This is a genomic window from Enterococcus sp. DIV1279b (genome assembly GCF_050531515.1).
GTDB lineage: Bacteria > Bacillota > Bacilli > Lactobacillales > Enterococcaceae > Enterococcus_D > Enterococcus_D casseliflavus.
The window spans coordinates 3,289,262-3,314,000 of the sequence record NZ_CP172891.1 but is presented as its reverse complement, the minus strand read 5'-3'; the positions used below and the strand labels follow the sequence as shown (position 1 = coordinate 3,314,000).

Below are 24,739 nucleotides of genomic sequence, written 5' to 3'. Positions count from 1 at the left end.
ATCTGGGTCAGAATGAACCACATTCTGGCTCAGATTTTTTGTTATCTTACATTGATTAATTGATTGATCAAAAAGATTCTAATTCTCATGTTCTCGAATGATTTAAATCCGTAGGATACTCGTTTCATTGTCTTTATGTGGGTATTCTTCGCTTCTATTTTTCCATTGGAATAAGGATAGATCATTGCGTTGGTGATGCCTTCTTCATGAGTAAGAAGGTTTTGAAGCTTTTCCCGAAAGCTGTCATCTAACGTTTCGGGAAGTTCTGCCAATAAGGAGAAAAATAAGTCAGGGTCTTTGTCTCGAAAGGCTTCAACTAATTCATGAAAAAAGGGATACGCCTCCTTTAGGGGCGGAGAAAACTCAAGCAATCGATCAATCATCATTGCTTCAGTAAGAAATGGGTATTTTGGTGCTCGGAAACTTTTCCATGTTTTGTATTCATAATGGTTGATGTTTGCACGATTTTTTAGCAAAAAGCGCCAGTTCTTTTTCAGTTTTTCTGCCTGGCTTTTCTGTCCGGCTTTACGAAGTTCATTCATTTCACGGATACGCAACTCATTGAACGCTTGATTCATGTGTTTGACAATATGAAACCGATCAATCACTACTTTCGCATTTGGCAGAACACGTTTGGTGAGCTGGAAGTAGGCGGCGTTCATGTCTGTCACCAAGAATTCTACTTCTTCCGGATTGGTACAACCTAAAAAATAACTTGTTAATCGGGGTAATTTACGCGTAGGCAAAACATCTATTAGTTTTCCTGTTTCGCCATCTGCGCAAATAAAGCTCATTTTATCTTCTATGGAAGCATGCGAACGAAATTCATCAACCATCAATACTCTTGGGAGAATCTTCTTAGATTGCTTTGGTAAATAGCTTTTAAACTCTTTCAATGTACGAATAACGGTGGTCAAAGATACCTGACAGCTTTTCGCAATAAAAGATAAAGATACTTTTTCAGTCAGTAAAGAAGCAATTTTATATCTAACATGATTTGCGATTGAATGTCTGGGTTGGACAAAATAACTTTGAGCAGTCCAATGGGTGCGACAGTTTTTACAGGTATAGCGCTGCTTTTTTAGGCGCATAATCAAAGGCATATGATTGTATTGTTCAAAACGGACAATCGTTTCCTTCTTCCCATTTTTCACTATAATTGCTTTCCCGTTTCCATCTACCACAGTAGAACCACAACTTCTACAAGCACGAGGAGTAGGCGAGAGAACAGCATCGACGACCAACGTCTTTTTCTTCTGAAGGGTCTCGTAAGAGACCTCTGTAATCATCAAATCTTTCTCTATTATTCTCAGCATTTTTTTGATAGAATCATTCATATAGCATATCGTCCTCTCAGTTGTTTATTTTGTGGTGATTTAATCATACTAGAGAACGATATGTTTTTTAATACCTAAAATGAAAATGGGGCTGAAGAATCAATTCTGATTCATCAGTCCCATAAATTATAGAGCCTAAAAAAACCATCAGTCGATCGACACCTTAACGTGCCGAGGACTGATGGTTTTTTCGTTCGATACAAAATAAGATCGGCGGGTGGTTGCGCTGATTGATAAATTGATAGGAAAGGACATTGAATGCCTCTTGCGGCAGCTGCTGACAAAAGGAATGTACTTCTTTCAGCTCTGCTTCGCCGCCAGCGTGTCCATAATAGCAGACGAGGATGATTCTACCTTTCGGGGCTAAACGTGTCAGTAAAGCTTCTAAAGCCGTTTTCGTTGTATCAGGCAGCGTGATGATCGCTTTGTCCCCTTTCGGCAAGTAGCCTAAATTGAAAATGGCGGCATGAACCGGACCACTCACAACATCTGCCAGCGTCTCATGGCCTTGATGGATCAGCTGGACTTGCGCCAACAGCTCTTTTTCAGCCAACCGCTTTTTGGTAGCTTGCAGGGCTTGTTCTTGAATATCAAACGCAAACACCTGACCAGTTGGGCCAACTAAGGAAGCCAGTAATTCCGTGTCAAAGCCGTTGCCCATCGTGGCATCAACGGCGGTTTGTCCCGGCTGCAGAACTTCTTTTAAAAGGGTGTGGCTATAGCGCATGGCGGTCGGCAGCATTGACAGGCTCCTTTCGCACATTGAATTTCCCTTGATAGGAGTTGCGGCGCAGCATTTCTTGATCGATCTCATTCAAGACTTCCCATTTTTTCAAACTCCACATGGGACCTACCAGAGAATCCCATGGTGCATCGCCTGTCAAGCGATGAATGATGATCTCTGGGGGGATCATTTCTAACTGATCGCAGATCAATGACACATAGGTATCGCGCCGCATCAATTGCAAACGTCCTTCATGATAATCCCGCAGCATCCGAGTATTGCGCATCAAATGCAGCAGGTGCAGTTTGATGCCTTGGATATCAGAATCTTGAATGGTGCGGCGGACATTTTCTTGCATCATCTCGATCGTCTCGCCTGGCAGGCCATTGATCAAATGGGTACAGACACGAATATTGTGTTTGCGCAGGCTGGCGACGCCGTCTAAGTAAGTTTGATAATCATGGGCGCGGTTGATGGCATTGCTCGTGGTTTCAAACGTCGTTTGCAGTCCTAATTCGACCCATAAATAAAAGCGTTGATTGAGCTCTGCTAGATAGTCAACGACATCTTCTGGTAAGCAGTCTGGTCGGGTCCCGATGGAGATCCCAACAACACCAGGTAGTGTCAGCACTTGCTCGAAGCGTTCGCGGATCAATGCCACCGGTGCGTGGGTGTTCGTAAAGTTTTGAAAATAGACAATGTATTTGTCCACTTGCGGCCACTTTTTGTGCATCATGGCGATCTCTTTTTCAAACTGCTCTGGCAGTGGGGCTTCAGGAGCTACGATCATATCGCCAGAACCGGACACACTGCAAAATGTACAGCCGCCTTTGGCAACGGTGCCGTCACGATTGGGGCAGTCGAAGCCCGCATCGATGGGGACTTTAAAGATTTTTTCGCCAAATTCTTGCCGCAAAGCAAAGTTCCACGAATGGTATCGTTTGTTTTTATCTTCTGCATAAGGAAATGGATTCATTTTTTTACCTTCTTTTATAATTGTTTACGCGTGAAGCGCCAGACAAAGCGTTTTTGCAAGTAGTACGGATAGGTCAACAGCAGCCAAGACAGGCCGACACAAAAACCGCCTAACACATCACTGGGGAAATGCACACCAACATAAATACGGCTGATGCCGATGCAGCCAATCAAAAGGCCCAGCAAAAGGCGGATACCCCATTGCCAAAAAGGCTGCTTGAAGAAAACTGGGACCAAGAAGAGCAAGGTTCCATAAAAAATCATACTGCCCGTCGAGTGTCCACTGGGGAAACTGAAACTTGATTCCGTGACTAAGTGTTCAAGAGTTGGGCGCTCCCGTAAAAAGACCAGTTTGATCAATGGATTAAAGAGCCCAGCAATCCCGATGGTACCAATACTGAGCCATATAGCTTCAGCATAATACTTGTTGATCACTAAGACAGCTAAAACAGCGAGAAAGAGCAAGATGATCGTGGTAGGATTCGCAAATTTTGTGACCCATAGAAAAAACGGTGTCCAAAACGGGTAGCCGCTGCGGATGATGCGAGTCAAGGTTTCGTCAAAGGAGACCAACCAAGTAGGGTAAAATTTCACGACATAGCCGAGAAAAACGAACAGCAGTAAAAAGCAACTGCCCGCAAATTGAAAATAAAGTTTTTTATGCATGGATAAGCCTCGTTTCTAGAGAATTTCTGTCAATTATTGTCATTAAGTCAAAGAGACATCTAGAAGGTATTATAGCATTTATCACAAGTCGGAAAAAGCAGGGAACGAGCAAGGGGTTACTCGTCTGAGCAAGCGATACGTTTATCGGGAGCAGGCCAATTGCTTCATTGCAATAAATGTTCGTTTGATTACAAAGAGTTTACAGTTTCTGAAATCGGCTCAAATACCTTTTATAAATTCTTAAGAAATTGTATACTAAACCTACGTTCACTATAAGGAAAAAACGGAGGAATAACGGACATGAACACGAGTCAATCAAGAAAAGTACATCGTCAAGCAGACCAATCGGGCGATAAGTATCGAGTGATCAAAAAAAGTGCAGTTGTTTTAGGAACAACACTGACTGCTTGCTCTGTTGTAGCTCCATTGGTGTCATCGGTTCAAGCAGAAGCCGTAGAGACCTCGATCGCCCAAGTTTCTACTAGCAATTTTGCCGCGCCGAATACTTCCGCGTTTATTGCTGAAATCGCTACGTACGCCCAACCTGTGGCAAACGCCAACGATCTATATGCTTCTGTGATGATCGCGCAAGCCATTTTAGAAAGTGGTTGGGGCCGAAGCAGCTTATCAAAAGCACCGAATTACAATCTTTTCGGAATCAAAGGCAGCTATAACGGTCAAACCGTTTATATGAGTACCTTAGAATATTTGAACAACCAATGGTTGACTATGAATGAACCCTTTAAGCGTTACCCATCTTACACGCAATCATTTGAAGATAACGCACGTACTTTACGCTCAACTTCTTTACAAAGCGGTGTCGCGTATTATTCTGGCGCTTGGAAAAGCAATACGACTTCATATCTTGATGCAACCGCATGGCTAGCAGGCCGTTATGCGACTGCACCAAACTATGCCTCTTCACTGAATGCCGTGATCCAGCAATTTGGGTTAACGAAATATGACACGCCAGCTTCTGGCAATGCCGGTGGAGGCGCCACAGCCAGTGCTTCAACGAGTACGACGACCACGACATCAGCTGTCAGCACGAGCGGCAGTCAAACCTATACAGTCACTTCGGGGGACTCAGTCTGGTCGATCGCCAACAAACATGGCATCTCCATGGATCAGTTGCGCAGTTTGAACAATATCAAAAACGATTTTGTTTATCCAGGACAAACCTTGAAAGTCAACGGCAGCGCCCAAAGTACTTCGGCAACTTCAACGGTATCGATCGTCAATCGCAATGCTTCAGCAACTACATCAGGCAATACCTACACCGTAGTTTCTGGTGATTCCGTTTGGTCGATCGCCAATAAGCATGGCATTTCGATGGATCAATTTCGCAGTTTGAACAACATCAAAAATGATTTTGTCTATCCAGGGCAAAAAGTTGTCGTTAGCGGTGGTTCGTCTACGAATACCAGCAGTACTACGACCGTCAGCACAGCATCAACGGCTAGCCAAAGCAGTGGCGGCACCTACACGGTGGCAGCTGGCGATTCAGTCTGGTCGATCGCTAACAAGCATGGCATCTCGATGGATCAGTTCCGCAGCTTGAACAATATTAAAAACGACTATGTTTATCCAGGTCAAAAGGTGGTTGTCAGCGGTAGTTCTACCCGTACAAGTACAACGACGAGCACGACCGTCAGCAGCCAAACCAGCAGCAGTGCTGCAGGCAACACCTATACGGTGGCTTCTGGTGATTCAGTCTGGTCAGTTGCCAATAAACACGGTATTTCGATGGACCTATTCCGCAGCTGGAACAACATCAAAAATGATTTTATCTATCCAGGACAAAAGGTGGTCGTCAAGCAAGGCGGCACGGCAGCTACTACCAGCACTTCAGCGACAAATGGTACCTACAAGGTCGCATCGGGGGATTCTGTTTGGGGGATCGCAGATAAGTTCGGCATCACGACGGATCAATTTATCCAATGGAACAATATTCAAAATAACTTTATTTACCCAGGACAAACAGTTAGGGTAAAATAGATTGCTATTCCTAATGATTTTTGTTAGGATAAGTGCAAAGAAACTTTCACGTTTGAGAAGGAATAGTAGAAGTACGGTGGGACTTTTAGAGAGTGCATGGTTGGTGGAAATGCACAGCACACCTTTCGAACTCGTCTTCGAGTGATATCTGACTGAACCTGATTTGGCTAGGCAGATACGGCGATGGCCGTTAAAACATCGAGGTCTGCTTTTTTGAGGAGCAGATAAACTTAGGTGGTACCACGTTGATAACGTCCTATAAAAATCATAGCGATTTTTATAGGACTTTTTTTAAGTTTTGCTGGTTGATTTGACGAGCAAAACACCAATTTTTTAGGAGGAGTCCATCGTGAATTACAATCACAAAGAAATCGAAAAAAAATGGCAAAAATATTGGGCAAAGAAAAATGAGTTCAACACCCATGATGAGCCGGACAAACCAAAATTTTATGCGCTAGATATGTTCCCATATCCATCCGGACAAGGATTACATGTCGGACATCCAGAAGGCTATACGGCTACGGATATCTTGAGCCGCTTCAAACGCAGCCAAGGCTACAATGTACTGCACCCAATGGGCTGGGATGCCTTTGGTCTGCCTGCCGAACAATATGCACTAGACACAGGAAATGATCCAGCGGAATTCACGAAGAAAAATATTGAGACCTTCCGCCGTCAAATCAATGCGCTAGGGTTCAGCTATGACTGGAATCGTGAAATCAATACGACAGATCCCGAGTACTACAAGTGGACGCAATGGATCTTTACCAAGCTTTATGAAAAAGGGTTAGCTTATGAAGCCGAAGTTCCAGTAAACTGGGTACCAGAGCTTGGGACCGTGATCGCCAATGAAGAAGTCATTGACGGCAAAAGCGAACGGGGCGGCTACGATGTGATCCGCAAACCGATGCGCCAATGGATGCTGAAAATCACGGCGTATGCTGATCGTTTGTTGGACGATTTAGAAGAAGTTGATTGGCCAGAAAGCATCAAAGAAATGCAACGCAATTGGATCGGACGTTCTGTCGGAGCCAACGTTACGTTTAAAGTGGCAGGGATGGAAAAAGACTTTACCGTCTTTACGACTCGCCCAGATACCTTGTTTGGTGCGACCTACGCCGTATTGGCACCAGAACATGAGCTAGTGGCCCAAATCACTACACCAGAACAAAAAGCAGCCATTGATGCCTATGTAGAAGAAGCGTCGAAAAAATCTGATTTGAACCGAACAGATTTGGCCAAAGAAAAAACTGGTGTCTTCACAGGTGCCTATGCCATCAATCCCGTGAATGGTAAAGAGATCCCGATTTGGATCGCCGATTATGTTTTGGCTTCTTATGGAACAGGTGCGATCATGGCGGTTCCTGCCCATGACGAACGTGACCACGAATTTGCCAAAACATTTGGCTTAGAGATCATTCCTGTATTGGCAGGGGGCAACGTGGAAGAAGCTGCCTATACCGAAGATGGACTGCATATCAATTCAGACTTTTTGGATGGGCTAGACAAAGAGACAGCCATCGAAAAAATGGTCGCATGGTTGGAAGAAAACCACGTTGGGAAAAAAGAAGTCAGCTATCGTCTTCGCGATTGGTTGTTCTCTCGCCAACGGTATTGGGGAGAGCCAATCCCAATCATCCATTGGGAAGATGGGACGACTACGACGCTTCCTGAAGATCAGCTGCCGTTGCGTTTGCCAAAAACCGACAATATCAAACCAAGCGGTACTGGTGAATCGCCATTAGCCAATGTCACAGATTGGGTCAATGTCACCGACCCTGAAACTGGGAAAAAAGGACGTCGTGAAACCAATACGATGCCGCAATGGGCTGGAAGCTCCTGGTATTTCTTGCGCTTTATCGATCCTCATAATAAGTCTGTTTTGGCAGACTACGACAAATTGCAACGCTGGATGCCAGTCGATATTTATATCGGTGGCGCAGAGCACGCTGTCTTGCACTTGCTTTATGCTCGCTTCTGGCATAAATTCTTGTATGATATCGGTGTCGTGCCAACGAAAGAACCATTTGAAAAATTGTTCAACCAAGGGATGATCCTTGGGGAAAACAATGAAAAAATGTCAAAATCCCGCGGCAACGTCGTCAATCCAGATGATGTCATCAATCAATACGGTGCGGATACTTTGCGTCTATATGAAATGTTTATGGGACCATTGGATGCATCGATCGCTTGGAATGAGAATGGCCTTGAAGGCAGTCGTAAATTCTTGGATCGTGTGTGGCGCTTGATCGTCGATGAAAATGGCAAAATGCGTGACCGCATCACGACATTCAACGATGGCAAATTGTCGAAAGTTTACCATCAAACCGTTAAGAAAGTGACGGAAGATTTTGAGCAGCTGCACTTCAATACGGCGATTTCCCAATTGATGGTCTTTGTCAATGAAGCGTACAAAGCCGATGCCTTGCCTTACGAATATGTCGAAGGATTTGTGCAGCTATTGGCTCCGATCGCACCGCATATCGGGGAAGAGCTATGGTCGATCCTCGGGAATGACAATGGGATCTCTTATGTGCCATGGCCAACCTATGACGAAAGTGCCCTAGTAGAAGACGAGATCGAAGTCGTCTTTCAAGTCAACGGCAAAGTTCGGGCTAAAGCAATGGTGCCAGCGGATGCCGAAAAAGCAGTGCTTGAACAATTGGCGCAAGAAAACGAACTTGTCCAAGAACAGCTCCAAGGAAAAACGATCCGTAAAGTGATCGTCGTACCGAACAAATTGGTCAATATCGTTGCAAACTAAACGCTAAAAAATAGCTGCCTAGCAGATCGAGGGTCTGTTAGGCAGCTTTTTGGTGACGACAAAGAAAAAAAGTGTTACTGAGTAGTTCTCAGCAACACTTTTTTGTTATTTTTTGCGAATGATCCCATAGAACAAAGCGGCTGTTGCGACCAATGGAATCAAGATCACTAGTAGAAAGCCGTTTGGATACGTAGCGCGAGTGAAAATTTCTGATGAAGCATCACTTCCGCCAAATAGATGATTGGAAATCATGAACTGAGCCATCATAGCAACGATTGCGACAAAACCAATTGCAGCACCAGTACCGACGAAAATTTTTTTCTTTGCGTTGTTCATTACATTTGCCCCTTTTATAGTCTCTATGTATCATTATACAAAATTTGGATGCGTGTTCAATCTGATTTTGTCAAATAATTGATTCGTAATACACTTGAAATGTTTCTGACATATTTAAGCACCAGAAGAGTAAAAATTCCCCTGTAGACCGATCATATTATTCGCTGATCCTCACGGACTCTCGTATAATAAAGTAAGAGAAAAGAAAGAGGGGACTTACATGGAGTATCAATCATTTGAAGGCCAGTCGGCTTTTTTTGAAGATTATGCACGGATTGCCAAACCTGGCTATGAGGAAGAGGCAGTCACTGCCGATGTCTTGGAACAGTTGAATCAACAATTAACAGAAGAAGAGCTGTTTTACCGTTTAGCAGCCGAAGATGCCAAAGAAGGGCAAGTCTTTTTGTTTCCTTTCAGCAAACGAATGTTTACCGAAGACCTTGACGCCGCCATTTCAACAGAATTCCGTTATGATGGCGCACCCTATGTCTATGAGACTTACGAAGACGAACAACCTTAGTCACGCAGAAAAAAAGCTTTCAGATGATCTGTTAAATCATCTGAAAGTTTTTTTGTTGAGGCAACTTGTTGCTATTGGTGTTTGGCTTGCTGCTGCGCTAAGGTCAAGTCACCGATGTAAGGGACTTTTTTTCCAGCGACTTTCAAGTATTGTTCGGCGCCTTTGCCCGCAATAATCACGATATCCTTACTGTCTGCTTCAGCAATCGCTGATTTGACGGCTTGAGCCCGATCCATCTCATGAATGATGGCAACTTCAGGATTGGTGATCGCAGCTGCGATTTCTTTTGCGATTGAGGATGCTTCTTCAAAATCAGGATCATCGCTGGTCAGGTAGACTTTGTCCGCATATTCTCCTAGCGCTCGTCCCATATCTGCTCGGCGAGATTGGGCTTTGCCGCCAGCACTGCCAGTGACAAAAAGCAGGCGGCCTTCTGGGCGCAATTGGCGGGCAAGTTCACTTAATGATTGGAAGCTAAGGTAATTGTGGGCATAGTCAACGATCATGACTGCGCCATTTTCTTTTTCTAAAACGATCATTCGTCCAGGGATGATCACTGTCGGCAGGACTTTCTGAGCGTCCTCACGAGAGGCACCCGCTAAGCAGGCAGCTAAAATCGCCGCTGCGGCGTTCTCATGGTTGAAAGAACCTAAGATCCCCAGTTGATATTCACCAGAGACTTGCAAGACATCAGAAGCAGCTGACAGCGCAAAGCCTTTTAGATCTGTCCCTTCTTGGACGACATAATCGGCGTCTGAACGTCCGTAGGTGATATAAGGAACTTGATGGACTTCACAAGTTTCTCGCAGCAAGTGGTAGTGATCGCTTTGGCGATTCAAAATCATCTGTTTGCTGTTGCGGATCAGTTCCCGTTTGCAGTAAAGGTAATCATCATAAGTTGGATGTTCCACTGGTCCAATGTGATCAGGCGAAATATTCAAGAACGCGCCAATATCAAAGGTAATACCGGCGACCCGTTTGGTTTTATAGGCTTGGGAAGAAACCTCCATCACAAGATGGGTCATGCCGTTTGCGACAGCCTCGGCCATCATCTTATAAAGATCCAGTGTTTCGGGGGTCGTCAACACTGCTTCATTAAAGGTTTTTCCGTCGACTGAGTTTTCCTCAGATGAAAAGAATGCTACTTTTTGACCCGTCGATTCTGCTAAAATCGCCCGAGCAAAATAGGCGCAGCTGGTTTTGCCTTTTGTTCCCGTGATGCCGATGGTCACCAACTGTTCTTGCGGGTTGCCATAAAACGCTTGAGCGATCACTGCCATCGTTTCTCGAATGTCGGTGACGATGATTCCATAAGTTGCAAAGTTGTCATAGGGCGTTTCTGAAATGTAGCACTGAATCCCTTGGTCAATGGCGGCAGCCAGGTAGCTTTCTTTAAAAGAAGCCCCTTTACAGAAAAAAAGCGTCGCCGCATCGGCTGTTCGCGAGTCGTAGCTTAATGAGGTAAAGGCAAGATCAGTCATTTCTTGCGGCACGGTATAAACCCAATCAGTGGGGGTGATGATTTCTTTCAATAGGTTTTCCTGCAATAAGAGCTTGCGGATCTGTGGCACGGTAATGAGTTCCTTTTGCATCGTTGTTCTCCTTCATTCCTCTAAAGATTTCTCTTATTATAGCATAACTCCTAAAAACCGCCGTTTGGGAGGGAAAAGTTTTCTTTTTTTTCTCCTTATTTTGAAGAAACTTTAAGATGTTGCAAAAATAGATTGCGACCAACCCTTTTTCGAATTAAAATAGAAGGGATATGTTTGTAGAAAGTTGGAGATAATGGCGATGGATAATCACATGCGTTCAGTGTCAAAAGAATTAACTACACAAGAAAAAATGGCTCAAGGATCTGCTTGGATGACGATGGGAAATATCGGCTCACGCTTGCTTGGCGCCATTTACATTTTACCCTGGTATTATTGGATGGGCGCAAATGCGGATAAAGCAAATGCGTTATTTGGAATGGGCTATAATGTTTACGCCTTATTTTTAATGATCTCCACTGCGGGGATCCCATCGGCAATTGCCAAACAGATTTCTTTTTATAATTCTCGCCAAGAATACCGCACGAGCCAGAAGCTCTTTTTAAGAGCCTTCCAATTGATGGCAGGCTTTGGCGTGGTGACCGCCGGCATCATGTATTTGGCAGCCCCATGGTTGGCAACGGCTTCAGGTGGCGGGGAAGAATTGATTCCTGCAATGCGCTCATTGAGCATTGCACTATTGGTCTTTCCTTGTATGAGTGTCATGCGAGGGTATTTCCAAGGAAACCAAGACATGAAACCTTTTGCGATCTCGCAAGTGGTGGAACAAATTGCACGTGTCTGTTATATGCTTTTGGCGACCTTTATCATTATGCGGGTCATCGAAGGCGAGTACACGGCAGCCGTGACGCAATCGACTTTTGCCGCCTTTATCGGTGTCTTAGCCAGTATTTTGGTTTTAGGCTATTACTTCCAAAAGCAACGGGTGCGGATGGATGTCTTAGTCGATATGAGCAAAGAAGAAACCGTGCTGCAAACCAAAGAATTGGTTTTAGCGACCATCAAAGAAGCGATCCCTTTTATTATCGTTGGTTCTGGGATCACGATTTTAAAATTGGTGGATCAGTACACCTTTGTTCGAATGATGAGCAGTTTTACCGAATTTTCAAATGATCAGCTCTTAGAATTAATGGCGATTTTCGGTAGCAATCCTGATAAGTTGACGATGGTGGTTATCGGATTAGCTACTTCCATGGCTTCAACGGGCCTGCCTTTGATCAGTGAAGCAGTCGCCAAAAAAGACAAAAAGAACTTAGCCAAATTGATCAGCAACAACTTGCAATTGTATTCCTTTGTAATGTTTCCAGCGACCTTTGGGATGATCGTACTGTCTTATCCCCTATACACCTTGTTTTATCGTCCAGATGCGTTAGGGGCGAGCGTCTTAGTCGCTGCCTGTCTGTCTGGTCTGGTCTTGGGCTTGTTTATGCTTAGTTCGAGTATGCTGCAAGGGATGTACCACAACAAAGAAGCGGTTGTTTTCTTCTTTGTAGGATTACTGGTGAAAGTGATCTTGCAGTATCCAGCGATTCGTTTGTTCCAAGTCTACGGTCCATTGGTTTCTACCACGATTGCCTTATGGATCGTCTGCTGGTTAAATATTCGCAAAATGATTCGCAAAGGCCATTTCAATGTAAACTTAACGTTGCGACGGACATTATTGATTGGCGCGATGACGATCATTATGGTGATCGCAGCGTTGATCGCTCGCCAACTCTTTGGGCTTGTCTTGAGCTCTGAAAGAAAAGTCCAAGCCTTTATCTTGAGCTTGCTAGTAGCTGGAGTCGGCGGCAGTGTATACATCTACATTGCGCTGAAATTGCGTTTAGCTGAAAAATTACTCGGCTCATCAATGGTTCGTTTACGCCAGAAATTACACATCAAATAAAACTAGAAGCAGCCGCTGAGCCTCCTTTGTGAGACCTTGGCGGCTGTTTTATATGAAAGGAAGAAACCGATGCGTTTAGACAAATTTTTAGCGGATATGGGCTATGGCTCCCGCAAAGAAGTGAAACAGTTGATCAAAAAAGGGCTCGTGACCGTCAATGGACAAGTCATCAAAAGTGACAAAGCACAAGTACAAGAAACACAAGATACCGTTTGTTTTGAGGGGGAACCCATTGTTTATCAAAGCCAGTTTTATTATTTGCTGAATAAACCCGCCGGCGTGATTTCGGCAACCGTCGATTCCTATGAAGAGACGGTCTTAGATTTGTTTTCTGAAGAAGCATTTCGCGAAGATCTGTTTCCAGTAGGACGGTTGGATAAAGACACCGAAGGCTTTTTGCTGATTACGAACGATGGCGGATTGGCGCATCAATTATTGTCGCCTAAAAAGCATGTGGAAAAAGAATATTATGCCCAAGTTGAGGGAATCATGACAGCGGAGGATCAAAAAATCTTTGCCAAAGGCATCAAATTAGACGGCGAGTGGACTTTGCCGGCTGAGCTGCAGATCCTCAACGTCGATGAAGACGAAATGCGCAGCGAGATCAAACTGATCCTCCATGAAGGCAAGTTTCATCAAGTCAAACGGATGGTCCATGCAGTAGGAAAAGAAGTCGTTTATTTGAAACGGATTCGCATGGGAGGCCTGTCCTTGCCAGATGATTTGGCATTAGGCGAGTATCGGGAATTAACGTCTGAGGAATTGGCGAAGCTGCAAGAGCGAGGATAAGGCGATTGGCGAGCTAAAGAAATTCTTATAAAAGTTGTTATTCTGCTGCAATATTTGTAAAAAAAGCCCGTTTTATAGGTAATTTACATGAAAATTTGCAACAATAGACTTTAAACTGTTGGAAAAACCCTCTTTTTTTTCATGAATAAGCATGTTAAAGTAGCCAAGCTACTAAAAAAAAGAAGGAGTTGCCTCATTGAAGAAAAAGATTTTTTTATTGCTCGCCCTTACGTTGCCGCTTTTCCAGCCAGCTGTCAGTTATGCTGCTGAAACGAAGAGCACCGAGGAACTGACGGTTTTGACTGCAGAACTTGCCACGTATGAAGAGGAAGTCACCACTAGCCAACAGAAAGTCACAGCGCTGGAAAGTCAATTAGCGGATTATCAGGAAGAATTAACCCAATTAGCACAAGAAAGCCAGGAAGTTCAAACGCAGATCGCTGCTCTGAATGACCAAAAAGCCCAGCATCAAGAAAGCCAAGCGCCAAGCAGCCTGGTAGTCGACGGACCACAAGCCACGATCCAACAACTACGCAAGTTTAGTGAACAACAAGCGGCTTTACGGGAAGTGAACCAACAATTGGCGGAAAAAGAAGCCCAACAGCAACGAATCACTTCGTACCAAACCTTGACGCAAGCCCAATTAGTACATAGTAAAGAGCAACTAGCAACAGCAAAAGAAGAATTGCAGAGCCAACAAGAGCAGCTGCAGCAAACGCAAGCGCAAGTACAAGACTTGCAAGAAAAAGTGGACAAAGAAGCAAAAGCCGCTGAAGAAGCAAAACAAAAAGCCAAAGAAGCAGCAGAGAAAGCAGCAGCCAGTGAATTTTCACTGCCAATCACGGGCGCCGTGTCGATCTCCAGCGGTTTTGGTACTCGAGCTGACCCAACTGGTTTTTCTGGGACGCAGCATGATGGGATCGACTTTACAGGTCAAGCGGGGGAGAAGATCGTCGCCGCTCGTGATGGTCAGGTAGAAGATGCTGGTTATGGTCCAAGCACGGGGAATTACGTGATTTTGGCTCATGATAACGGCTTTTACTCGTATTATTTTCACTTAACAGCTATCAGTGTCTCGAAGGGGGCAACCGTTGCAGTCGGCGAGCAAGTCGGTACGATGGGGACGACTGGAAACTCGACTGGCGTCCATTTGCACTTTGGATTGAGTAAGACGTTGTGGTCAGATTTCGTTGATCCAGCAGCTTACTTACCGCTATAAGCCGAAGCACCGAGTAGAAACATTGAAAAAAACATCTGAAACCAAAAAGCATGACTGACAAGAGGGGTTCCTCAAGTCGTCATGCTTTTTTTGTTTACCACAAGCCCGGTTGAGCGATGATCACTAACTGTTCTTTGGTAAAGGGATGCTCCAGATGCAATTCATAGCCATGCAGCAGCAAACGCGGCGCTGGTTTGTTTTGGTAAAGCGGGTCACCGACGACTGGATGACCGATACTGGCAAGGTGGACGCGAATTTGGTGGGTCCTCCCCGTATCTAACACACAATACACATCGGTCGTCTTTTGTTGGGTGTGGGCGATGGTTACATGGGTGACGGCTGACTGACCGTTGCGGGGGTCAATGATCCGCTTGCGACGATCGTGACGGTCACGACCGATTTTTTTGGCGATCGTTTGATCTTGCGTAAGTTTGCCCCAAACTCTGGCTTGATAGCGGCGGAAAATCTGTTTGTTTTCCAACATTCGACCCAAGATCGGCAACACCAAAGGATTTTTTGCGAATAAAACGACACCGCTGGTTTCTTTGTCTAGACGATGGACCACATAAGGCTGCTGCTGTTTCGGCGCAAAGTAAGCAGCTGCATCATTCAATAGGGTATCTGCTTCTAATGGCTGATTGGGGTGCGTCTTGACCCCCGCAGGCTTGTTCAGCACCAATAAGTGCTCATCTTCAAAAAGTACGTCGACTTTGTCTGCTTGGCCTAACTGGATCGGCTGATAGCTGTAATCACTGTCTTCAATGATCAAAGTGATTTGATCGCCGCCACGAACTTCTTGATGAAACATCGCGGGCTGCTGATTGACGATTACATTTTTCCGTGTGCGCAGAAAATGGCGCACTTTTCGTGGGACGAGCCACTCCCGTTCTAACAAATCGCGAAGCGGCATGGGCGGGTGATTTTTGGGTAAAGTCATGGTGTATTCCATAAAAACGTCCTTTCTTTGCTGTTCGCTACCGACTATTATAGCATCTTTAAGCTTTTCTTATAAAAAAAACAATAAAAAACAGAGCATTCAATGCTAGAATAATAAAGCATTCTTTTCGAATGAAATTACGTCTAGAGCCGTATAACAAAGAAAGTCATTTATGCTACACTTAACCAAAGGAGCGTGAAGTAATGGATTGGAAACACATCCTTCACAAAATAAAGACCGGTTGGCTGACCTTTTGGCGCTGGTTAAAACCGTATTTGCAGCAATTTCATCAATGGCGCAAGCGGGTTTGGAAAAAATACCACGTAAATAAAATTTTTATTTTACTTAGTTTAGTTGCTATCTTAATCATGAGCGGGTATTTGTTTTATATCGCCAAAAATACGAAAGTCAGTGAATTAGAGTCAGGTCTGAAAGAATCGACGGTGATTTTTGATGCCAATGGCGATGAAGCAGGGCAGTTGTACTCGCAAAAAGGCACGTACGTTTCTCTTGATGCCATTTCCAGTGATGTGGTCAACGCCTTGATCTCAACCGAAGACCGCAACTTCTATAATCATCACGGGTTTGATATCAAGGGGATCGCTCGAGCAGCCCTGCGCATGCTGGTCAACCGCAGTGCCGAAGGCGGTGGGGGAAGTACCATCACCCAGCAGCTTGCCAAAAATGCCTATCTGTCCTTGGATCAAACCTTTAGTCGAAAAGCCAAGGAGCTTTTCTTAGCGATCGAGATCGAGAAGAAATATTCTAAAGATGAGATTTTGGAAATGTATTTGAACAGTTCCTATTTTGGTAACGGGGTTTGGGGCATTCAAGATGCCTCGCTAAAATATTTCGGTGTCAATGCTTCTGAACTAAGCGTGGGAGAAGCTGCGACGTTGGTGGGGATGCTCAAAGGTCCTTCGATCTATAACCCGATCGACAATCTGGAAAACGCCACGAACCGTCGCGATACCGTCTTGAGTTTGATGGTGGATAACGGCAAGTTGGACCAGTCCGTTGCTGACCAAGAATCACAAGTTGCCTTAGCTAATTTACTGTATGATGGATTTGGCAATTCAGAATCTGGCTATAAGTATCCTTATTATTTCGATGCGGTCATCGATGAAGCCGAATCCTATGGGTTGGACGCCGATGATGTCATGAATCGCGGCTACAAGATCTATACAGCACTGGATCAAAACTACCAAGCGCAAATGGAAGCTGCCTATAAAAACGATGCCTTGTTCCCTGAAAATGCCGCTGATGGCACGATGGTGCAATCAGGCTCTGTCGCACTTGATCCGAATACCGGTGGGGTGCAAGCGGTGGTGGGTCGTCGTGGCGAGCACGTCTTTAGAGGCTTTAATTTTGCCACGCAAATGAAACGTTCACCAGGCTCCACGATCAAACCGATCAGCGTCTTCGCCCCTGCCCTAGAAGCTGGGTTTGAACCCGACAGTATCCTGAAAGACGAGCCCCTCGATTTTTATGATGCTCAAAACTTTGATGGGACCTATGCTGGCGAAGCAGTCATGTATCAAGCCCTCGCCCAAAGCCTGAATCTGCCAGCAGTTTGGCTGTTGCATGAGATCGGCTTAGATCGTGGGTACAGCAAAGCACAAGAGTTTGGACTTTCCTTGACCGAATCCGACAAATATTATGGCTTAGCCTTAGGTGGTTTGGAAAAAGGGGAATCACCCATGACGATGGCAGCAGCGTATGGCGTTTTCGCAAATGACGGGTATTACTACAAACCGCATTTGATCACCAAAATCGTTGATTCAACTGGTGCCGTGATCGTTGACAATACGTCTGTGCAAGGCAAACGGGTGATTTCTAAAGAGACCGCTGATAAAATGACGAGCATGATGCTCGGCACCTTCTCTAACGGGACGGGTGTTAGTGCCAGTCCGTACGGCTTTACGATCGCCGGTAAGACGGGTACGACAGAGACCAACTTTGATGCTTCTAAGGTCAATGACCAATGGATCGTCGGCTATACTCCTGATATGGTTCTTTCAACTTGGTTAGGATTTGAGCATGTGAGTGAAGATCATTACTTAACAGGAACCAGTGGGCAAGTCGTTGGGAAAATATTCAAAGCAGAGGCCGAAAGCTTACTGCCTTATAGTCAAGGCACCCAATTCCAAGTTGCAGACGCTTATTGGACAGGTGGAAAATTGATGGCAGCCGATGAAGTACCAGATCCTGAGAGCAGTACGTCACAAAATGGCAATGATTGGCAGGAAACCATCGATGACTTTGCCGAAAGCGCCAAAGAAGGCATGAAGGAATTCGGCAGCAAGATCAAAGAAGGAACGAAAGAACTGTTTGGCGGCTTATGGAATTCCATAAGCGGAAATTAAAGGAATTAGGCAACTGCTAGTCTAGAACCTGAGAAGAATGGTATACTAGAAAAAAAGAGGAGGCGTCAAAATGGCAAATATTTATGATACAGCAAACCAATTAGAACGTGAATTACGCGAGTCAGAACAGTTTCAAGATTTGAAAGGTTCTTTCGACCGCTTGAAAGCAAATGAAGAAGCGTATGCGTTATTCAAAGAGTTTCAAGAGTTGCAACAAAGCCTGCAACAAAAAATGATGGCTGGCGAAGAAATGACAGAAGAAGAAGCGCAAAAAGCCCAAGAATTATCGCAAAAAATTCAACAAGACGGCATTGTTTCTGACTTGATGCAAAAAGAGCAAGCCTTCAGCTTAGTAGCCAATGACTTGAACCGCATCATCATGGGTCCTGTAAGAGATCTATACGAAGCGTAATCGCCAACCAACAAAGACCAAAGAAGCAAGTGAATCTTCAGAGCAATCGGCTGCAACTGCAAGAGCCTTTTCCAAAGAAGTTTCAAAATCGCTTCTTTGGTTTTTTTTATGAAAAAGGCGAACAAATTTTCGTATTTTGCTGACGAAATGCCTGAGAAATGTTATGATAGAAGCATTAAGGAGGGAGAAAGAAATGCGATTTTTACATAGTGCAGACCTGCATATCGACCGGTCATTTGAAGGGGTTCATTTGTTATCTGAAAAAGTGAAGACCCAACTCCCTGCCATCAATCAAAAAATCATCCGTAATTTGGTGGATGTTGCCTTAGAAAAAGCGGTCGATTTTGTTTTGCTGGCTGGGGATACATTCCATCAAGCACGGCCGAGTCTAAAAGTGCAGCATGACTTTTTTGCCCAACTGCAACGACTAGGGGAAGCACAGATCCCTGTCTATATGATTTTCGGCAACCATGATTATTATGATCCGCAACGGTATTGGTTTGCTTTTCCAGAAAACGTCATTCTCTTTTCATCAGAAGAAGTTCAAACGGTTCAAGGAACAACGAAAAACGGTGAAACCTATGCAATCAGTGGATTTAGCTACCAACATCTTTGGATTACTGAAAATAAAGTAACAGAATTTCCTGCAAGAGCAGCGGTGGATTACCATATCGGGCTTTACCACGGGGACCAAGCTGGTGAACGGTATGCCCCCTTTTCAATCAGTGAAATGAAGCAAAAAGGCTATGATTATTGGGGCTTGGGGCACATCCATGTACCTAAGACGCTCTCAGAGCAGCCACCGATTCTCTATCCAGGTACACCTCAAGGAAAGACCAAGAAAGAACAGGCGACTGGGGTGATTTTGGCAGACTTAACGCCGCAGGGACCAACGATCGAGCGCTTGGAGATCGCAGAGATCGCTTGGCAAAAGCAAGTGGTCTCCTTAGCGGATGTGACTGCCTCGAATGCCGTATTGCCAGCGATCATCGAGCGCTTAAAAAGTCCTCGTTCGCGCTTGCTGCATCTGGTGTTGACCGATGTGCAGCAGCTGCCGCCAGATTGGTTTCCAGCTGCGGAAAAAAATGAATGGCTGACCTACCTCAATGAACGGTTGGCACAAACAGAGCCGCTGCAAGTGATCTATGCCCTTGAAGTCGAGCAAGCCAATGAAGACAAGATCGCATTGGCGGTATCAGAAGATTATATGCTGCAGTTTTTAGCGATGTATGAGTCGCCAGAGATGTTTGCGGATCGATTGTCGGATCTATTGCAGCATCCACTGATCCAGCGGGGGATCACCCATGAATCATTTCAAGAAGAAGTCTTGCAGCAAGCCAAGCAATTGTTGAAAGACGACTTTCAATGGGAGGAGCAGTCATGAGAATTTTAAAAGCAGAGATTACCGGTTTTGGGAAATACCATGAACAAAGCTTTGCCTTTCATCCGCAAAATCAGCTGCTCTTTGGGCACAACGAGATCGGAAAATCGACGTTGTATCAATTTATTGCCGCCATTTTGTTTGGCTTTTCGAAAAAGACAGCCAAGAAAAAAGACTATACCCCCAAAAACGGTGCTGCTTACGGTGGCAAGTTATGGTTGGCGCTGGAACCCTTCGGCGAAGTGATCGTGGAACGCTATCGGCAAGTGGACCGTGGTCGTGCCAAAGTCCATGTCGCTGGCCAGACGGTCGATGAGCAATGGCTGACACAACACCTGCAGCCCCTCAATCGAGCATTGTTCTTCGATGTCTTTACTTTTCAGCAAGAGCAATTGACCCAGATCGATAAGCTAGAAGAAAATGAGCTGCACCAAGCGTTGATTTCTCTAGGGATCAGCGGCAGTCAAAAAATGCTGCAGCAAGTGGCGCAATATGAAACCATCAATCAGCAGCAATACAAGCCACGAGGGCAAAAGCTGCCTTTGAATCAAGCGTTAAAACAATTAGAAAAACTGCAAAAAACGATTGCGGAAAAAGAAAGCGAAGAAAGCCGCATCCAACAGCAGTATCAGCAGATCGCCCAGCTGCAAGAACAGATCCAAGACTTGCGGCACCAGTATCAAGCATTGAATGACGCTTATCAGGAAAATCAGCAACAGCTGAGTCACTGGGGCCTTTATGAAGAGTGGCAGCAAATGGCACCAGCAGATACGCTAGCCGATCCTCAGCAAGTCCAAGCCATCAAACAGTTTTATCAGCAGTATCAGCAGCTGACGGAAGAAATTCGCAAAAAAGAAGCCGAATTAGATCAGTTGGAGCAAGGAAAAGAATCAGACAAGTATTTCTTTTACCTTGATCACGAGCATCAGATCAATCACTTGCTGCAGCAGCAAGTGACGATGGCGCGTTTGGCAGATCGTGAAGCAGCAGCCAATCAACAAGAAACTGTCGCCATCACAGAGTTGAATCGCTTGATTGAAAAGCGCCAGTGGAGCAGAGAATCGCCGCCGCTAGTAACGGCTTCGATCCATGAACAAACCACACGTTTACTGCAAGAACGTGTGCAGTTAGAAGAGCTCGAAAAGCGCATGAGGCATTTAGAAGAAAAAGCGCAACCTTTGCAAGCCACCGCGGCCCGCTTAGAACAGCAGCATCCTCAATTGATTGGCCGCAAGCCCGTTTCTCGCCCACTATGGCCGCTGGGGATCGTCGGTGGGCTAGTCGCAGTGATCGGTATCTTTTTGCCAAGTCCCTGGCGCTGGCTTGCATTAGGTGCGGGGATCGCAGCGATCACCGGCAGTATTTTGCCGCTGATGAAAGCAGCACCAAACAAGCAGCAAGGCATCAAGCAAGAATGGCAGACGGTCCTCATGCAGTTGGATCTACTGGGCGAAGAGTTGGCACAGCTGGAAAATGAACAGCAGCAAAAGCAACAGCAGATCAGCCGTGCCCACCAAGCGTTGACACCCTTTTTTGGTGATTTGCCGGTGGAAAACTGGCAGTCGTATCTATTGGCCTATGATGAAGATGTTGCTAGCTATCAAGCCTACTCGCAGCAGCGCAAGCAAGCCTATCAAGAACGGCAAGCGGTCACGGAAGAATTGGCCCCCTTTGAGGAGCAATTCCGCCCGTATGCGGAGTGGCTGCCGCTGCAAAACAAAACCTTGTTAGAAAAAGCAGCGATCTTGCAGAGGTTTAATGAAGAGATGCAAACAATCAAGCTTTCACGACTGCAACAACCTAGCACGCTGCTGGCCCAACAGTTGACCCGCACCCGCAATGAACGCGACCAGCTGCTTTCCCAGGCCAGTGATCTCTTACAGCAACAAGGCTTAGATCACCCTGCAGAAATCAGCCTCTGGTTGAAGCAATGGGAAGCGGCGCAACGCACGCAGCAGCGAGCAGAAGAATTGGCGGTGATGTTAACACCGATTTATCCTAAACCAGTGACGCAAGCAGAATTGCTGCAGCAAAAAGACCAGATCAAGCAGCAGCAAACACAGCTTCAGGCACAAATACAGCAGTTGACGGAGCAAAAACAGCGTTTGGAATTAGAAGCAGCAGCTAGTCAAAAAAATGGCACCTTGAATCAGCTTTATCAAGAAGAAAGTGAGCTAAAGGCGGTCATTGAAGAACTTGCTGTGGCATGGGGGAGTCGTCAGTTGGCGGCTTCGATTTTAACGGATGTCACGACCGAGTTGTCAGAACAGCAATTGCCGCAGCTATTGTCGGCTGCTTCAACCTATTTTGAACAGCTTTCAAACGGACGTTATCAAAAGATTCTTTTGGAAAATGGCTTGTTGGTAGCGGCAAATGCCAGCGAGACGTTTTCGATCATCGACCTGTCCACAGGCACGAAGGATCAGTTGATCATGGCGTTACGCTTCGGTTATCTAGCGCTGCAAAAAAATCACCCATTGTGTCCAATCATTATTGATGATGGTTGGTTGCATTATGACAGTGTTCGTAAGGAACGCTTTGCCGCACTGTTAAAAGAGTTTGGGCAAAGTTATCAAGTAATTTGTTTGTCTTCTGACCAAGAAATGGTAAGCTATTATCAGAAGTACCAGCAGCCTATCCAGGATCTGAGTAAAGGAAGTGAAAGATTTGGCTGATCGGCCAAATAAGCCCATGAAAAAAATTCGTGAATTAACTGTTGATGAAACGTTTCAACTTTTCTTGCTGATCAAGAATGCCGATGTGCGGATCGCGAAAAACGGCAAAAAATTTATTGCCTTCACCTTTCAAGATACATCCGGCACGATCGACGGAAAGTTCTGGGATGCATCAGATGAAGAAATCGCCCGTTTTGAACCCGGGAAAGTAGTACTGCTAGATGGAAAACGGGAGGTCTACCAAGGCAATCCGCAAGTCAAAATCATGCATTTGCGTTTAGCGAAACCGGAAGAGCCCCATGAACCAAGCCAATACATGGAAAAAGCACCCTTGCGAAAAGAAGAGATGGAAGAAGAAATCAGTCAAACCTTGTTTGAGATCACGAATCCTCACTGGAATCGCATCGTCCGTTTCTTACTGAACAAGTATAAAAAGGAATTCTTTGACTTTCCAGCTGCGAAGCGCAATCACCATGCCTTCGCTAGTGGATTGGCGTATCATACGACCACTATGCTGCGGTTAGGAAAAGCAATCGTCAAAGAGTATCCTGAATTGAATGCTTCACTACTGTATGCGGGTATCATTTTGCATGATTTAGGAAAAGTGATCGAGTTGACAGGTCCGATGACGACAGAGTATACCTTGGCGGGGAATCTAGTAGGGCATTTGGTCTTAGTGGATGAAGAAATCACGCAAGCCTGTATGGCTTTGAAATTTGATGACAAAGAAGAAGATATCGTTGTTTTGCGGCATATGGTTTTAGCCCACCATGGCTTATTAGAATATGGGTCACCTGTTCGCCCCCGCATAATGGAAGCGGAGATCCTCCATCAGATCGATAATTTGGATGCTTCCATGCAAATGATGCTGACGTCGATTCGTTTAACGGAACCTGGTCAATACACAGACCGAATTTTTGGCATGGACAATCGGAGTTTTTATGTACCGAAAGAAGTGTAGCGGTGATGTTGTAGCTTGATCGATCAAAGTGAATGATAGAAAGAACAAAAACCACGTTAGGCTTGCTTAGCGTGGCTTTTTTAGCTGCTGGAAAAAGCAGTTGAATCGTAGATAGAAATCTAATCGGCACAAAAAAAGAAGCACCGCTATGACGGCACTTCTTTGTTCGTTTATTCAGCAGAAGAATCTGTAGCACTTTCACTTGTTGCAGTAGAATCATCGGTTGCCTCAGTAGCAGAAGAATCTGCCGCTGAGCTGTCCGTTGCATCGGTAGCAGAAGAGTCAGCAGTTGAATCTTCTGTTTCGGCCGCTGTGATGTAATCAGAAAGCAAGTCTGCTAAGTCAGAGTCTTTCATTTTCACATTAGCTGCTTGCAATTCTTGACCGATCGTTGCTGCCATAAAGGTTGAATCATTCAACAAAGTGTTTTGAGCAATTTCAGTCAATTCATCTTTGTATTTATCCATATCATTGCCTTTGTCTTGGTTTTTCACCATTTTCACGATATAGTATTCTGTCGTGTAAGTTGACGTGTTGGTTGCAGAGATCACTTCAGAGATTTCACCATCTTTTAAATCAAAAGCGGCTGTTTTTACTTCACTTGGTACAGCTGATGAAGTAGAATCGAATTTGATCGTTCCGCCATCTTCTTTTGTTGCCGCATCCGTTGATTTTTCTTTAGCGATTTCGCCAAAGTCTGCATCATCTTTTTTCGCTTCTTCTAAGACGTCTTTGGCATCATCTTCACTTGCTACTTTGATGATTTGTGCTTCTACTTCAGGGTGGAAAGAATCCCAAGCAGTTTTCATGTCTTCATCAGTGATATCCATGTTGGCTTTTAAGCCTTCACGTAACGCAAGTTGTTGTTTTAATTCTGCACGGTAAGATTTCACCGTATAACCAGAGGCAGTCAATGTTGATTCAAAGGAATCACTGCCGCCGTATTGCTCAGCCACGTTGTTGAATTGTTCGTCGATCATTTCTTCCGTTACGTCATCGCCGTATTTTTCATTAAAGACTTTCAAGACGATCATTTCACGCAACGCTTGTTGATTTTCTGTACTTGTTTTTGCTTTGTCATAAAAATCTTGAACAGTGATTTTACCGCCCTTCATTGTTGCGATTTCCTCACTTGAGTTTCCACAAGCCGCTAATGCAAAAAGACTCATTGCACTGACTGCTACTAAAAGTAATTTTTTCTTCATTCGTTTAAGCACTCCTAATTCTAAAAAGTTTCATAA

19 protein-coding genes and 1 other annotated feature are annotated in these 24,739 nt (G+C 45.0%); of the genes, 11 read left to right on the top strand and 8 right to left on the bottom strand.

Translation table 11 applies throughout. The annotated features are described in order from the left end of the window. Positions 1-41: 41 nt before the first annotated feature. The 4 genes from IGI71_RS15680 to IGI71_RS15665 all read right to left on the bottom strand — a co-directional run bounded on the left by IGI71_RS15680 (position 42) and on the right by IGI71_RS15665 (position 3,702). Entirely contained in the window at positions 42-1,337 is a 1,296-nt protein-coding gene (locus IGI71_RS15680; RefSeq protein ID WP_275851999.1) for an ISL3-like element ISEfa11 family transposase, read from the bottom strand. Positions 1,338-1,500: 163 nt separating this feature from the next. Beyond that, the gene (locus IGI71_RS15675; protein WP_181409220.1) at positions 1,501-2,079 is read right to left on the bottom strand and encodes a tRNA (mnm(5)s(2)U34)-methyltransferase; all 579 of its coding nucleotides are present in this window, start codon (positions 2,077-2,079) and stop codon (positions 1,501-1,503) included. Beyond that, positions 2,054-3,037: a TIGR01212 family radical SAM protein gene (locus IGI71_RS15670; protein ID WP_375806662.1), complete on the bottom strand. Its 984-nt coding sequence runs from the start codon at positions 3,035-3,037 to the stop codon at positions 2,054-2,056. Before IGI71_RS15670 ends, IGI71_RS15675 begins: the two co-directional genes overlap by 26 nt. Before the next feature lie 14 nt (positions 3,038-3,051). Continuing rightward, positions 3,052-3,702 (bottom strand): phosphatase PAP2 family protein, encoded by a 651-nt coding sequence (locus IGI71_RS15665; RefSeq protein ID WP_005227675.1) that lies wholly within the window; start codon positions 3,700-3,702, stop codon positions 3,052-3,054. A gap of 300 nt (positions 3,703-4,002) precedes the next feature. On the opposite strand from IGI71_RS15665, the gene IGI71_RS15660 reads away from it, so the two are divergent. Together IGI71_RS15660 and leuS are read left to right on the top strand one after the other, a co-directional pair. Then, positions 4,003-5,700, top strand: coding sequence for a LysM peptidoglycan-binding domain-containing protein (locus IGI71_RS15660; RefSeq protein WP_430615906.1), 1,698 nt, complete (start codon positions 4,003-4,005; stop codon positions 5,698-5,700). Positions 5,701-5,742: 42 nt separating this feature from the next. Further along, positions 5,743-5,962, top strand: a binding site (T-box leader). Between the two features lie 87 nt (positions 5,963-6,049). Beyond that, positions 6,050-8,464 (top strand): leucine--tRNA ligase, encoded by a 2,415-nt coding sequence (leuS, locus tag IGI71_RS15655; protein ID WP_333718799.1) that lies wholly within the window; start codon positions 6,050-6,052, stop codon positions 8,462-8,464. A gap of 105 nt (positions 8,465-8,569) precedes the next feature. Here leuS and IGI71_RS15650 read toward each other — a convergent pair whose 3' ends face one another. Then, positions 8,570-8,800: a hypothetical protein gene (locus IGI71_RS15650; RefSeq protein ID WP_005227680.1), complete on the bottom strand. Its 231-nt coding sequence runs from the start codon at positions 8,798-8,800 to the stop codon at positions 8,570-8,572. Positions 8,801-9,020: 220 nt separating this feature from the next. On the opposite strand from IGI71_RS15650, the gene IGI71_RS15645 reads away from it, so the two are divergent. After that, on the top strand, positions 9,021-9,320 hold the full coding sequence (locus tag IGI71_RS15645; protein WP_005227682.1) for a DUF5960 family protein: 300 nt from the start codon (positions 9,021-9,023) through the stop codon (positions 9,318-9,320). Positions 9,321-9,391: 71 nt separating this feature from the next. On the opposite strand, the gene murE is transcribed toward IGI71_RS15645, so the two are convergent. Beyond that, a complete protein-coding gene (gene murE, locus IGI71_RS15640) occupies positions 9,392-10,912 on the bottom strand; it encodes a UDP-N-acetylmuramyl-tripeptide synthetase (RefSeq protein ID WP_333718798.1) in 1,521 nt (506 codons plus the stop codon). A gap of 199 nt (positions 10,913-11,111) precedes the next feature. Here murE and IGI71_RS15635 point away from each other — a divergent pair, with 199 nt between their 5' ends. From IGI71_RS15635 to IGI71_RS15625, 3 genes are all read left to right on the top strand, one after another. Further along, positions 11,112-12,758, top strand: a complete 1,647-nt coding sequence (locus tag IGI71_RS15635) for a putative polysaccharide biosynthesis protein (protein WP_430615904.1) — start codon at positions 11,112-11,114, stop codon at positions 12,756-12,758. A 69-nt stretch (positions 12,759-12,827) separates the two neighbouring features. Next, entirely contained in the window at positions 12,828-13,547 is a 720-nt protein-coding gene (locus tag IGI71_RS15630; protein ID WP_074934655.1) for a pseudouridine synthase, read from the top strand. 196 nt (positions 13,548-13,743) lie between these two features. Continuing rightward, positions 13,744-14,766 (top strand): M23 family metallopeptidase, encoded by a 1,023-nt coding sequence (locus IGI71_RS15625; protein ID WP_087628081.1) that lies wholly within the window; start codon positions 13,744-13,746, stop codon positions 14,764-14,766. Positions 14,767-14,860: 94 nt separating this feature from the next. On the opposite strand, the gene IGI71_RS15620 is transcribed toward IGI71_RS15625, so the two are convergent. Beyond that, complete coding sequence (locus IGI71_RS15620; RefSeq protein ID WP_430615902.1) at positions 14,861-15,715, bottom strand: RluA family pseudouridine synthase; 855 nt, start codon at positions 15,713-15,715, stop codon at positions 14,861-14,863. 191 nt (positions 15,716-15,906) lie between these two features. Here IGI71_RS15620 and IGI71_RS15615 point away from each other — a divergent pair, with 191 nt between their 5' ends. The 5 genes from IGI71_RS15615 to IGI71_RS15595 all read left to right on the top strand — a co-directional run bounded on the left by IGI71_RS15615 (position 15,907) and on the right by IGI71_RS15595 (position 23,498). Next, positions 15,907-18,069, top strand: coding sequence for a PBP1A family penicillin-binding protein (locus IGI71_RS15615; protein ID WP_430615901.1), 2,163 nt, complete (start codon positions 15,907-15,909; stop codon positions 18,067-18,069). Between the two features lie 70 nt (positions 18,070-18,139). After that, complete coding sequence (locus tag IGI71_RS15610; protein ID WP_005227708.1) at positions 18,140-18,481, top strand: YlbF family regulator; 342 nt, start codon at positions 18,140-18,142, stop codon at positions 18,479-18,481. Positions 18,482-18,674: 193 nt separating this feature from the next. Continuing rightward, positions 18,675-19,865, top strand: a complete 1,191-nt coding sequence (locus tag IGI71_RS15605) for a metallophosphoesterase family protein (protein ID WP_430615900.1) — start codon at positions 18,675-18,677, stop codon at positions 19,863-19,865. After that, a complete protein-coding gene (locus tag IGI71_RS15600; protein WP_430615899.1) occupies positions 19,862-22,537 on the top strand; it encodes an AAA family ATPase in 2,676 nt (891 codons plus the stop codon). The genes IGI71_RS15605 and IGI71_RS15600 overlap by 4 nt, the downstream gene beginning before the upstream one ends. A 16-nt stretch (positions 22,538-22,553) precedes the next feature. Continuing rightward, positions 22,554-23,498, top strand: coding sequence for a 3'-5' exoribonuclease YhaM family protein (locus IGI71_RS15595; protein WP_034872173.1), 945 nt, complete (start codon positions 22,554-22,556; stop codon positions 23,496-23,498). A gap of 170 nt (positions 23,499-23,668) precedes the next feature. Here IGI71_RS15595 and IGI71_RS15590 read toward each other — a convergent pair whose 3' ends face one another. After that, positions 23,669-24,703 (bottom strand): peptidylprolyl isomerase, encoded by a 1,035-nt coding sequence (locus tag IGI71_RS15590; RefSeq protein ID WP_373193519.1) that lies wholly within the window; start codon positions 24,701-24,703, stop codon positions 23,669-23,671. Positions 24,704-24,739: the final 36 nt, after the last annotated feature.